The sequence below is a fragment of the Aeromonas sp. FDAARGOS 1415 genome (assembly GCF_019048365.1).
In the GTDB taxonomy this organism is placed as follows: Bacteria; Pseudomonadota; Gammaproteobacteria; order Enterobacterales; family Aeromonadaceae; genus Aeromonas; species Aeromonas taiwanensis.
Genome location: NZ_CP077363.1, coordinates 1770763 through 1782504 on the forward strand (window position 1 = coordinate 1770763; position 11742 = coordinate 1782504).

Here is an 11742-nt window from a genome sequence, read left to right on the forward strand (position 1 = left end):
TGGGGTAGGGTAATACCTACCCACACAGAACCACAACAAAATCAAAATTAGCGCGTATATTTTCTTTTTTAGGTGTATGGAAAACTTCTGTCGACATCTTGAATTTTTTAATTTTATTAGTTAAGCTCTATAACTGAATCAGCAAAAACAATTCACCCCCATTAAAATATGCTCATTGGCCTTTTCGTAGGTGGGCTTTGCTGCATTCTAAACGTAGGTTTTTAGTATTATCTATTTAAATATTGAAATTGAATAAATATAAGGAATGACAATATAGATACAGGAGGAATATGAATAACAAAATTCAATACAAACTGAATGATATGGGAGAGGATGGCAATCTTGATAATACAATCAAAGCTAAAATGATCCAGCAGGTTGAGACCTTATCGAATAAATACAGCAAATTATTAGTGGTCAGGGTTGATCTACATGTGCTGGATGATGTGTGGTTAAATGATTCAAAATTGATAGATAAATTACTGAAAAATATAAGAAAAACAAAATACAAAGATCACTTATTCGGCTACTTTTGGGTATTGGAACGAGAGAAGAAGAAGAAAGGGCATTATCATATGGTGTTCTTCTTTGATGGTCAGCAGCGGCGCAGTGAATGGGCCGCACAGGATATGATTGAGGGCTGTTGGCAGCGAGTTGTCAGCGGTGGAACGATACACCGCACCAAGGGCACTGGCACAGGGATGTTATTGCATGGCGATCAGCAAAAAAGAGCGGATACCATTTACGCCCTTTCTTATCTCTGCAAGAAACGAGGCAAGAAGCGTCTTGAAAAGGGGCAAAGGTTATACGGATTCTCTCGTTTACCTAAACTGCCACTAAAAACCAGTCAAATAGCCGCCTAAAACGCCCTGTAATCGCATTCACAACCCCCCCCTGTAGGGTGGTATTGGGTTGGGAGATAAATTGAAATTAGAGCGTTTTAAGTGCAATTGTTTAACAGCGACCTTACCCCCCTATTATAAATTAATTATTTTCTGCGGAAATTTGATTTACTTGTTGAACCATCAGGATATTTTAGTTGTATTTCAATTGTATCTGGTTGAACTTTATAAGTAATCGTAGCATCATCATTTTGAAAACCATTGGAGCCATCGCGCCAGCGACCCACCTCATTTATTTCTGAACCGGGCAATACTCTCCATATGATCTTATTGTCATACTTATTGATTTGGCACTCATAATTCCATGTGGTGTTGTCTGCTGGTCTGATATAGCCAACAATAACTTTATTATAACCCTCCTTGTAGGGCTCTTTTACTTTTATTGTATGCGGTTCTTTTCCAAATTCTAGCGCAATTGCATGTTGGCAAATATTATTGAATTCTTTTTCTGACACTTGAGAGGCATTGATAGCCATGTTGGTACTTTTAATCTTATCCAAGCTCATAATTTCATCCTTCCCTGATGGTGTTGCTATAAGCATGTTTACTAGCTGCGGCGATAGAGATTTTCTAAAGCTATATTCATTGCCATCTTTACCTTTTCTCATCCATTCTGAGTATGTAACGCCACCATCTTTGGACACTCTAAATGAGATACTCTCTTCGTGAAAGCTACATTCGTAATATTTTTTATTGTTAGAGACGATCACTGACTTGACCGATGGAGTATGAAATCTATGGAATATAATGTCATCTTTGTCTGTTTTTTCCTCCACGCTATAAACACCTACACAAAGAGCATTGTAGTCACTGTCATGTAAATTCTGTGAGTTATTTTGGGCGGTCTCAGGAACAGGCGCAACATTATCATTGTCTACTTTTTTTTCTAAAATATAGTTATAGAGGCCAAATGAAAACAAAAGAAAAAGTATAATTTTTACAGTGTTTGGCACAATAGTTAATCCTTTATATTTGTTCGGCAATGCTTGGCTATTTTTGCAATCGTAGCTCGACTGCATTTATACATATCCTCAATCTTGCTATAAGACCATCCAGCAGACAAGGCCAATTGAATCTTTTCGTGAAGTGCCGCATCAATTGGGCGCCCTTTATAGCGTCCTTCGGCTTTGGCTTTGGCGATGCCTTGAGCCTGACGGCGGCGACGGTCGGTGTAGTCTTTGCGAGCAATGGCGGCGAGCATATCAAGCATCATGCTGTTCAATGCGTCCAACATCCGGCTGGTGAACTCGTCCCCTGTCGTCATTAGCTGGTGGCTGGTGGGCAAATCCAGTGCCACGATCCGCACACCTTTAGCCTTGATAATGGCTTTCAGGCTTTCCCAGTCTTCACCGTTAAGGCGGCTGATACGGTCTACTTGTTCCACCAGCAGGCAATCTCCTTGCTGGGCGATATCGAGTAGGCGGAACAACTCGGGACGTTTGAGACTGGCCCCTGATTCATTTTCCACAAACCATCCGGCAATCTGTTGCCCTTGGCTTTGGGCAAACTCGATCAACTGTTCTTTTGCGCGGCTTGCGTCTTGTTCGTCGGTACTGGCTCGCAGGTATCCATAGATCCGGTTGCTCATAATGCCCTCTGGTTTCCTTTATATGGTTTCGTAACTATAGTTTGTTTTGAATGGTTTAGTAAATGAGAAAACAGAGAAAATCGAGATGAAAAACCAGTTTCCTTTAGGTATACCCAATGAAACTGATGAAAACCTGTACGATATTTCAAAATTTAAAAAAAATTTAATAAAGGGGTTCGTTTGGTTTTGTTAATTGGTGTTGAGCGCTTTCTGAACAGTTATGATGACATCAAGATTTCAGTGAGGGGGAGCGGAAGCGATGTTATTGAGAATTATTATCATGTTGGTCATGGCTACGGTATCGCAGGTGAGCCATTCAACTGCATACAGTCAGTACAACCTGATCCGCGATGAAGTGGTGAAGCAACAGCGCGTCTGTACCTATGAGAACAAGCGCGGTGAGCTTCATGTGATTACCAAACCCAAGGCAAAGCGGTGCGCCAAGTACATAAACACCGACCGCTTGTAGGGATGAACTGTGGTTCAAGGTGTGCAACAATGTGGATTCTTGCCAGCAGACGATAGAGAGCATAAATCTATAACTTGCTGATTTTAAACAACAATCCGCTATTGCTCTGTTGATGTAGAGGACGGCTTACAGGCCGACTCCGACCTACTTCAGGTAAGCAATTACCTTAAAATCCCGGCACCTCTGGTGCCGGGATTTTTATTTTCGGCTTGTCAGACCCCCGCGTGGCGCCTTTTGGGGTTTTGTAATAAAGTTCTCGCCCGTTTCGGTCGCTCTGTATCGGCTGAACTATTGGTATCAGTCACGTGGTATCAGTCACGCGGCCGGCCTGATGAGAGTCGCGATATGGCAGCAGGACGAGATAAAAATGGCAAAGGTGGTTTTGTAATGTCATCACACGGCGTAATGCCCACACCTTCCCGGTTGCTCAGCGCCGAGCGGGGCAGAGCTCTTCCCCAATATGATCTGCTGGGCGTCGAGCGTGCCAATCAGGCACGTCTCAAACAGCTCAATGCCCAACTCAGCGCGTTTTCCCAGCAGGCCTCGGGCTGTATGGCCCAGTTGTTCAATGCGGCGGATTGCGATCTGGGTTACCAGGATTTTGCCTCCGCATTCCCGCAGGAGCAGGACGATCACCTGATCTGGGTCGAGGCTCGCACCCCCCTGGATGCCCAGCGAATCACCTACTTTGCCATCGATCCCGCCGTCATCTATCGGCTCGCCGTGCTGTTCTTCGGCGGCTCCCTGCAACACGAGGGAACCGTGGCCGCCCATGGCAGGGGATTGACCGATACCGAGCAGCGCCTGCTGCTGCGACTCTGCCAGTACCAGGTGGAGATCTGGTCCGCCTGCCAGGGTCAGGGGGATCTCGCCTGGCAACTGGCCCTGACTACCCGGGATGCGCTGCCGGCCAGCCGGCTCTGGGTGGCGCAGGCCGGCATGTTGGCGGGGGGCCGCCAGCATGATTGGCAGTTCTGGCTGGCGCCCCCCGAGGAGACCCTCAGCATCGGGGGTCAGAGCGTGCAGCCAGCGCAGCTGGAGCAGGTACTGACTCAGGTGCCGGTACGGCTGAGGGTGGTCATGGGGCAGATGTCCATGACCCTGGCCGACCTGGAGTGCCTCAAGGTGGGAGACGTGCTCTCGCTGGATTTACCCGAGGTGGTGCCGGCCCTGATCGGCCACCGCCCCTGTTTCAATGGACGCATTGCTGAACATAAAGGCAGCCTGGTGTATCAGGTTGCAGCAGTGGTAGAGGAGTAGTCGAATCGTGAACGAGCACAACATGAATGACCCGCTGGATCTGGATGGCCTGGATCAGCTGTTTGGGGACGATATCAGCATGCCGAGCGCGGCCGACTACATGGCACCGACCAGCAGCACCAAGCAGCGGGATCTCTCCTTCTTCCACCAGATCCCGGTCAAGGTGACACTGGAAGTGGCCAGCACCGAAGTCGCTCTGGGCGAGCTGATGAAGGTGGAAGAGGGCGCCGTCATCGAGCTGGACAAGCTGGCGGGCGAGCCGCTGGATGTGCGCGTCAACGGCCGCCTGCTGGCGAGGGGCGAGGTAGTGGTAGTCAACGGCAAATACGGCCTGCGTCTGGTGGACGTGGTCGACACCAAGCTGCTGGGTGGCATGAACGACTGATGCGCTATCTGGCGGTTGTCCTGCTGCTGTTCGCGCTGCCGGGTTGGGGCGCGGACATGACGCTGTTCTCGGTCTCGCCCAGCGAGACCGGGGGAGAGGATTACAGCATCAAGCTGCAGATCCTCTTCTTCATGACCCTGCTGGGTCTGCTGCCGACCCTGCTGCTGATGATGACCAGTTTCACCCGGATCATCATAGTGCTGGCCATACTGCGCCAGGCTCTGGGGTTGCAGCAGAGCCCGCCGAACCGGGTGCTTATCGGCATCAGCCTGATCCTGACCTTGGTGATCATGAGGCCGGTCTGGACCGACATGTACCAGCACGCCTTCGTGCCCTATGACCAGGACGAGATCACCCTGACGGAGGGGGTGGCCCGGGCCGAGAAACCGCTGCGCCAGTTCATGCTGGCACAGACCCGGGAGCCGGATCTGGAGCAGATGCTGCGCATCTCCGGCGAGCCGACCACCCTCGCCAAGAGCGAGGTCCCCTTCGGCGTGCTGCTGCCCGCCTTCGTGCTGAGCGAGCTGAACACCGCCTTCCAGATTGGCTTCATGCTGTTCATCCCCTTCCTGGTCATCGATCTCGTGGTCGCGAGCGTGCTGATGGCCATGGGGATGATGATGCTTTCGCCCCTCATCATCTCGCTGCCGTTCAAGCTGATGGTCTTCGTGCTGGTGGATGGCTGGTCCATGACGGTCGGGACCCTGGCTGCCAGTTTCGGCGGGGGAGGCTGACGTGACCCCCGAGCAGAGTGTGGCCCTGGTGGGGGGCGCCGTGAATCTGGTGGTCATCATGGTCTCCGTGCTGATCGTGCCCGGCCTCATCGTCGGTCTGGTGGTCAGCATCTTTCAGGCGGCGACCCAGATCCAGGAGCAGACCCTGAGCTTCCTGCCCCGTTTCATCGTGACCCTGCTGACGCTCATCTTCACGGGAAACTGGCTGCTGTCGCAGATCACCACCCTGTTTGCCGACCTGTTCCAGAAGATTCCCGGGCTCATAGGATGAACTCCCTGCTGTCGTTCAGTGCGGCCGAGCTGTCCGCCTGGCTGGGACAGTGGTGGTGGCCCTTCGCTCGCATCGCGGCGGCCTTCTGGGTGATGCCGGTCTTCGGCGACGGGCGGGTGCCGGCCCAGGTCCGCCTCCTGCTGGCGTTCGTCATCAGTCTCATGATCGCCCCCATGATGAAAGGCATGCCGGTACTGGATCCCTTCAGCGTCGGTATGCTGGTGCTGACCCTGGAGCAGTTGCTGTTCGGCCTGCTGTTCGGGCTCTGCATCCAGATGCTGTTCATGGTGATGACCATGGCGGGCCAGATCCTCTCCATGCAGATGGGGTTGGGGATGGCGGTGATGAATGACCCCTCCAACGGGGACACGGCCCCCATCGTCAGCCAGATCATGCTGATCTTCTGCTCCCTGCTGTTCCTTGGGCTCAACGGCCATCTGGTGACCCTGGACGTGCTGGTGCAGAGCCTGCACACCTGGCCGCCGGGCACCTCGCTCTATGCCCTCGACATGAAAGGCGTCGTCGGGCTCTTTGGCTGGAGCATAGGGGCTGCCCTCATCCTGACCCTGCCCGCCGTGGTCGCCATGCTGATGGTCAACCTCACCTTCGGGGTGCTGAATCGCACGGCCCCCTCCCTGAACATCTTCTCCCTGGGCTTCCCCATGACGCTGTTGCTGGGGCTGCTCACCATGGCCATCTCCATCAGCGGGGTGCCGGCTCGCTATCTGGATCTGGTCGCCCACGTGCTGGCCCAGCTCAGGGCCCTGACGCCGACATGAGCCAGCACAGCGCCCAGGACAAGACCGAAGAGGCCTCTTCCCAGAAGCTGCGCAAGGCGCGGGAAGAGGGCCAGATAGCACGCTCCAGGGAGCTGAGCTCCGCCGGTCTGCTGCTGATCGGCGGTCTCGCCATGCAGTGGATGGTGCCAAGCTTCGGCCTCTTCTTTGCCGAGCTGATGAAGCAGCCCCAGCGCTTCAACTGGCAGGGGCCCCGGGATCCCCAGATGATGATCCACTGGACCGCGGATGCGCTGATCGGCATGTTGTGGGTGCTGCTGCCGCTGTTCGGTCTGCTCGCCCTGCTGCTGGTCCTCCTCGGCGCCGTCCCCGGCGGCATGGTGCTGGTCTGGAAGAAGCTGATGCCGAGCGGGGAGAAGCTCAATCCGCTCAAGGGCCTCAAGCGGATGTTCTCGACCCACAGCCTGATGGAGCTGCTGAAATCCCTCCTCAAGGTGCTGCTGATCGGCGGCACCCTGGCCCTGATGCTGGAGCACCAGTGGCCCACCCTGATGATGATGAACCGCATGCCGCCCCAGGCCGCCATGGAACAGGCGCTGCGGATCCTCTCCCAGGCATTTATCTTGCTAGGCAGTGTGCAGATGCTGATCGCCGTGCTGGATGTGCCCTATCAGCGCTGGTCCCTGAGCAAGCAACTGAAGATGACCAAGCAAGAGGTCAAGGACGAGCACAAGAACAGCGAGGGGCGTCCGGAGATCAAGGCGAGGATCCGCCAGGTGCAGGGCATGCTGGCACGAGCCCGCATCGAGCAGCGGGTGCCCCAGGCCGATGTCATCATCGTGAACCCGACCCATTACGCGGTGGCCATCAAGTACGATCCCGAGCGTGCCAACGCTCCCTATGTGATTGCCAAGGGGGTGGACAGCATGGCGGAGCGGATCCGCGAGGTGGCCGGGCAGCACGGCAAGATGGTGATGAGCCTGCCCGAGCTGACCCGGGCCATCTACTACTCCACCCGGGTGGATCAGGAAGTGCCGGCGGGTCTCTACACCGCAGTCGCCTATGTATTGAATCATGTATTGCAGCTACGGGCCTATGAGGCTGGCAAGGGCAAGAGACCCAACCCCCTTGCCCCCTTGCACGTGCCGCCCGAGTTACGTCAACCTGAGAGGTAAGTTGTGAACTGGCGTGTATTGACCCAATCCTATACCGCAATCCCCATGATGCTGCTGGCCATCCTGGCAATGATGATATTGCCTCTGCCGGGCTGGCTGCTGGACGCCCTGTTTACCTTCAACATCGTGCTGGCGGTGCTGGTGCTGCTGGTTTCCGTCTCGGCCCGCCGTCCGCTGGACTTCTCCGTATTCCCGACCGTGCTCCTGGTCGCCACCCTGATGCGGCTGTCCCTCAACGTTGCCTCCACCCGGGTCGTGCTGCTGCACGGTCATGAGGGCAACGAGGCCGCCGGCAAGGTGATCCAGGCCTTCGGCGAGGTGGTCATCGGGGGCAACTACGTGGTGGGTCTGGTGGTCTTCGTGATCCTGATGATCATCAACTTCGTGGTGATCACCAAGGGGGGGGAGCGTATCTCCGAAGTCTCCGCTCGCTTCACCCTGGACGCCATGCCGGGCAAGCAGATGGCCATCGACGCCGACCTCAATGCGGGGACCCTGGATCAGCACCAGGCCCGGGCAAGGCGGGAGGAGATCGCCAGGGAGGCGGATTTCTACGGCGCCATGGACGGGGCATCCAAGTTCGTTCGTGGCGACGCCATCGCCGGACTGCTGGTGCTCATCATCAACCTGGTGGGGGGGCTGGCCATCGGTATCTTCCAGCACTCCCTGCCGGTTTCCGATGCGTTTCGTATCTATGCCCTGCTCACCATAGGTGACGGCCTGGTCGCCCAGATCCCCTCCCTGCTGATGTCCACCGCCGCAGCCATCATCGTCACCCGGGTGAGCGACGAGGGGGAGATGTCGGATCAGGTCGGCCAGCAAATCCTCGCCTCCCCTCGTGTGATCTACACGGCGGCGACCATCATGCTGATCCTGGGCCTGGTTCCCGGCATGCCCATGCTGGCCTTCCTCAGCTTCGCGGCCGTACTGGCCTGGACCGGTTGGAGCGTCAGCCAGCGCCGTGCCCAGGATCCGGCGCTGGATGCGGCAGAGGCGCTGACACGCCAGATGGTACAGCCGGAGCCCCAGGGGCTGGAGTGGCAGGACTTGCCGCCGGTGGACACTGTTGCCATCGAGCTCGGCTATCGGCTGGTCCCCCTAGCGGAGGCGGACAAGGGGGCCGAGTTGCTCGCCCGGGTGCGCGGCATCCGCAAGACGCTCTCCGAGCAGTACGGCTTCCTGCTACCCGAGATCCGGGTGCGCGACAACCTGCAACTGCAGCCGGATCAGTATCGCATCAAGCTCTCCGGCATCGCCCTGGCCTCGGGCAACGTGGACTGCCAGCGGCTGATGGCCATCAGCAGCGGGGAGACCTACGGCGCCCTGGACGGCGAGCTGACCCAGGATCCCGCCTACGGCATGAACGCGGTCTGGATTTCGCCGGACAACAAGGCCAAGGCCCTCAACCTGGGCTATTCGGTGGTGGATTCCGCCACCGTCATCGCGACCCATGCCAGCAAGCTGCTCAGGGAGCAGCTCGACAACCTGTTCGGTCATGACGAGGTGGGCAAGCTGGGCCAGCATCTGGCCACCCAGTCTCCCCGTCTGGCGGAAGAGCTCAATCTGGCCCTGACCCAGATGCAGCAGCTGCGGGTCTTCCGCCAGCTGCTCAAGGAGCAGATCAGCCTCACCGACATCCGCACCATCGCCACCACCTTGCTGGATGCGAGCGAGCTGACCAAGGATCCCGTCCTGCTGGCATCCGATGTGCGCTGCGCACTGAAACGGCAGATCGTCAGACAGGCGATAGGTTCCCGCGACGTACTGGGGGCCTTCACCCTGGATGATCGGCTGGAGCAGACCCTGCTGACGGCGATGAGCCAATCCCAGCAGCAGGGGAAGATCCAGCTGGACAGCTTCCCGGTGGATCCCCAGCTGCTGGCACAGCTGCAGCAAAACATGCCGCTGGTGAAGGAGCAGTTGCAGCAGCAGGGATACCCCCCTGTGCTGGTGGTGATGCCCCAGCTCAGGCCCCTGATCGCCCGCTATGCCCGCTCCTTCTCGAAGGGTCTCAAAGTGATCTCATATAATGAAATACCGGAAGAGCTGCGGGTCGAAGTAATTGGCACGTTGGGCTGAAGTTGAATTGCCTTATTCTCTGCCGGCAGGAAGTGACTATTCCGCATATCTGCTTGAATTGTCATATAAAGCCGTTATGATGTGACGGTTTTTGACGCGACACATACTGACGATTAAATAACAAAATACAAACAATCAGGTGTGTCTCATGGCTTGAAGGATCACCAAGCCATGCCATCCAAATACGGGTCGTCGCATGATAAAGGCAAACTGAACTGAAAAGTCAGGACGCAAAGCCTCCGGTCTAACAGCATTGATGCTAATGATAGCGGGGTTGCCAAGGCCATGATTCTCGCCTTGTTTTTATGAAGATATAGGGCAAGCGCTCAATTAGAAGCGCTGCTCTGTCTTTGTATGTCTTAATTTTTCAGCTGTCGGTTCTGTTGATTGATTCATGTACAATCACAGGTTCGGGATAATATGTTTTCTGATATTTCTATCAAGGAAAATTCAGTATCGGTCGATATTGGAACCCATGCTCATTTATTATTGGTCTCCTCATTGTCACCAAATGGAAACCATGTTGGGCAAATATTATTGAATGCCGGTTATCGAATTACCCATCAGGATTCTGTGACGCAGGCCAAACATTTTATTTCGAACCACTGCGTCGATCTTATTCTGCTCGATATGGCCGTCATGACAGAAGCCGGCCCTGCCATGGTGCAGACGCTGGCGGGAACCGACTGCGTCATCCTGGTCAATGAACATCAGGCCTATCTGGCGGCCGAGGCCATGCGGGCCGGCGCCATCGACTACATCATCAAACCCTTCAGCCAGCGACAGATCCTCGACGTCGTCAGGGGCGCCCTGCGCCTGCGCCAGGCCATCCCCAACCTGATCGCCACCTCCCCCCAGAGCCTGCAGGTGCTGCAGCTCGCCCGCCGGGCTGCCAAGACCTCGGCCACCATCCTCATCGGTGGCGAGTCGGGGACGGGCAAGGAGCGGCTTGCCCGCTACATCCACGAAATGTCCAGCCGGGCGGCCAAGCCCTTCGTGGCCATCAACTGTGCGGCCATCCCGGAGGCCATGCTCGAGTCCATCCTCTTCGGTCACAGCAAGGGCGCCTTCACTGGCGCGACGGCCAGCCAGCAGGGCAAGTTCGAGCTGGCTCAGGGGGGCACCCTGCTGCTCGACGAGATCTCCGAGCTGCCGCTGGCATTGCAGGCCAAGCTGCTGCGGGTGCTGCAGGAGAAGGAGGTCGAACGGCTGGGCAGCCATCAGGTGATCGCGCTGGACGTGCGCATCATCGCTGCCAGCAACCGGGATCTGCGGGAGCTGGTGGTGCGGGGCGAATTTCGCGAGGACCTCTTCTACCGGCTGGACGTGCTGCCCATGAGCTGGCCCGCCTTGAGAGAACGGCAGGACGACATCCTGCCCCTGGCGGAGTACTTCATCGAGCGTTATGCCGCACAGCAGGGTTATCGCCTCAGCGAGAGTGCCCGCCAGCAGCTGCTCTCCTATGACTGGCCAGGCAATGTGCGCGAACTGGATAACGTCATCCAGCGGGCGCTAATTATGGCTCGCGGATTGCATATTCAGGCCGTCGATTTGATGCTGCCCCATTACGCAGCGGAAGCCGACACTCCGCTACCGCAGACACTCACGGCCCCGGAGGGGCTCAACGAGACCAAGCGGCATGCCGAATTTCAATTCGTTCTTGAGACGTTGCGCCGTTTCCGTGGCCACCGGACACGCACGGCAGAAGCCCTCGGGATGACGACCCGGGCACTTAGATACAAGCTGGCTGCCATGCGCGAGCAGGGCATCGATGTCGAGCAGCAGATACAAAACTAAGGGATAACCGAGTGAAGATTGAGATCATGTCATCACAGGTGACACTCCTGCAGCAGATGCAGGAAATGCAGCGAGTCGCCAGTCAACCCCCTGCCATCGAGCCAAACGAGGCGTCTGCCGTCTCGTTCGGCGACGCCATGCGTGACGTCGTCGGCCGGGTCAACGAACAGCAGAACATCGCCTCCAGCCTGATGACCGCCGTCGATGCGGGGCAGAGCGACGATCTGGTGGGGGCCATGGTGGCCAGCCAGAAGGCAGGCCTCAGTTTTTCCGCCCTGATGCAGGTGCGCAACAAACTGATGACCGGCTTCGATGACATCATGCGCATGCCGCTCTGAGGTTGGT

The 11742-nt window shown here is 56.1% G+C and carries 13 protein-coding genes and 1 riboswitch; of the genes, 11 read left to right on the forward strand and 2 right to left on the reverse strand.

Annotated elements, in window-relative coordinates; genetic code table 11:
• Window positions 1-290 precede the first annotated feature (290 nt).
• Entirely contained in the window at window positions 291-863 is a 573-nt protein-coding gene (locus tag I6L45_RS08435; protein ID WP_216983940.1) for an inovirus-type Gp2 protein, read from the forward strand.
• Window positions 864-988: 125 nt separating this feature from the next.
• On the opposite strand, the gene I6L45_RS08440 is transcribed toward I6L45_RS08435, so the two are convergent.
• Both I6L45_RS08440 and I6L45_RS08445 read right to left on the reverse strand, forming a co-directional pair.
• On the reverse strand, window positions 989-1921 hold the full coding sequence (locus I6L45_RS08440; protein WP_216983941.1) for a hypothetical protein: 933 nt from the start codon (window positions 1919-1921) through the stop codon (window positions 989-991).
• A complete protein-coding gene (locus tag I6L45_RS08445; protein WP_216983942.1) occupies window positions 1861-2490 on the reverse strand; it encodes a recombinase family protein in 630 nt (209 codons plus the stop codon). Before I6L45_RS08445 ends, I6L45_RS08440 begins: the two co-directional genes overlap by 61 nt.
• A 259-nt stretch (window positions 2491-2749) precedes the next feature.
• Here I6L45_RS08445 and I6L45_RS08450 point away from each other — a divergent pair, with 259 nt between their 5' ends.
• From I6L45_RS08450 to lfiE, 10 genes are all read left to right on the forward strand, one after another.
• Window positions 2750-2959: a hypothetical protein gene (locus tag I6L45_RS08450; protein WP_210555972.1), complete on the forward strand. Its 210-nt coding sequence runs from the start codon at window positions 2750-2752 to the stop codon at window positions 2957-2959.
• Between the two features lie 387 nt (window positions 2960-3346).
• Entirely contained in the window at window positions 3347-4219 is an 873-nt protein-coding gene (gene lfiM, locus I6L45_RS08455) for a lateral flagellar motor switch protein LfiM (RefSeq protein ID WP_216983943.1), read from the forward strand.
• Window positions 4220-4226: 7 nt separating this feature from the next.
• Window positions 4227-4604, forward strand: coding sequence for a lateral flagellar motor switch protein LfiN (gene lfiN, locus I6L45_RS08460; protein ID WP_043762679.1), 378 nt, complete (start codon window positions 4227-4229; stop codon window positions 4602-4604).
• Window positions 4604-5338, forward strand: coding sequence for a flagellar type III secretion system pore protein FliP (gene fliP / locus I6L45_RS08465; protein WP_043809097.1), 735 nt, complete (start codon window positions 4604-4606; stop codon window positions 5336-5338). Before lfiN ends, fliP begins: the two co-directional genes overlap by 1 nt.
• Before the next feature lies 1 nt (window position 5339).
• Window positions 5340-5609, forward strand: coding sequence for a flagellar biosynthesis protein FliQ (fliQ, locus tag I6L45_RS08470; protein WP_041211832.1), 270 nt, complete (start codon window positions 5340-5342; stop codon window positions 5607-5609).
• Window positions 5606-6388: a lateral flagellar biosynthetic protein LfiR gene (lfiR, locus tag I6L45_RS08475; RefSeq protein WP_216983944.1), complete on the forward strand. Its 783-nt coding sequence runs from the start codon at window positions 5606-5608 to the stop codon at window positions 6386-6388. The genes fliQ and lfiR overlap by 4 nt, the downstream gene beginning before the upstream one ends.
• Window positions 6385-7521, forward strand: coding sequence for a flagellar biosynthesis protein FlhB (flhB, locus tag I6L45_RS08480; protein WP_216983945.1), 1137 nt, complete (start codon window positions 6385-6387; stop codon window positions 7519-7521). The genes lfiR and flhB overlap by 4 nt, the downstream gene beginning before the upstream one ends.
• A 3-nt stretch (window positions 7522-7524) precedes the next feature.
• Entirely contained in the window at window positions 7525-9600 is a 2076-nt protein-coding gene (gene lfhA / locus I6L45_RS08485) for a lateral flagellar biosynthesis protein LfhA (RefSeq protein ID WP_216983946.1), read from the forward strand.
• A gap of 194 nt (window positions 9601-9794) precedes the next feature.
• Window positions 9795-9882: riboswitch (cyclic di-GMP riboswitch) on the forward strand.
• 138 nt (window positions 9883-10020) lie between these two features.
• Window positions 10021-11397, forward strand: coding sequence for a sigma-54 dependent transcriptional regulator (locus tag I6L45_RS08490; protein WP_216983947.1), 1377 nt, complete (start codon window positions 10021-10023; stop codon window positions 11395-11397).
• 11 nt (window positions 11398-11408) lie between these two features.
• Window positions 11409-11735, forward strand: a complete 327-nt coding sequence (lfiE, locus tag I6L45_RS08495; RefSeq protein ID WP_081843845.1) for a lateral flagellar hook-basal body complex protein LfiE — start codon at window positions 11409-11411, stop codon at window positions 11733-11735.
• The last annotated feature ends 7 nt before the right edge of the window (window positions 11736-11742 follow it).

Coding starts and splice junctions, on each gene's coding strand:
- I6L45_RS08435 (WP_216983940.1), top strand. CDS start 291: ATGAATAACAAAATTCAATACAAACTGAATGATATGGGAGAGGATGGC.
- I6L45_RS08440 (WP_216983941.1), bottom strand. CDS start 1,921: ATGCAGTCGAGCTACGATTGCAAAAATAGCCAAGCATTGCCGAACAAA.
- I6L45_RS08445 (WP_216983942.1), bottom strand. CDS start 2,490: ATGAGCAACCGGATCTATGGATACCTGCGAGCCAGTACCGACGAACAA.
- I6L45_RS08450 (WP_210555972.1), top strand. CDS start 2,750: ATGTTATTGAGAATTATTATCATGTTGGTCATGGCTACGGTATCGCAG.
- lfiM (WP_216983943.1), top strand. CDS start 3,347: ATGTCATCACACGGCGTAATGCCCACACCTTCCCGGTTGCTCAGCGCC.
- fliP (WP_043809097.1), top strand. CDS start 4,604: ATGCGCTATCTGGCGGTTGTCCTGCTGCTGTTCGCGCTGCCGGGTTGG.
- lfiR (WP_216983944.1), top strand. CDS start 5,606: ATGAACTCCCTGCTGTCGTTCAGTGCGGCCGAGCTGTCCGCCTGGCTG.
- flhB (WP_216983945.1), top strand. CDS start 6,385: ATGAGCCAGCACAGCGCCCAGGACAAGACCGAAGAGGCCTCTTCCCAG.
- I6L45_RS08490 (WP_216983947.1), top strand. CDS start 10,021: ATGTTTTCTGATATTTCTATCAAGGAAAATTCAGTATCGGTCGATATT.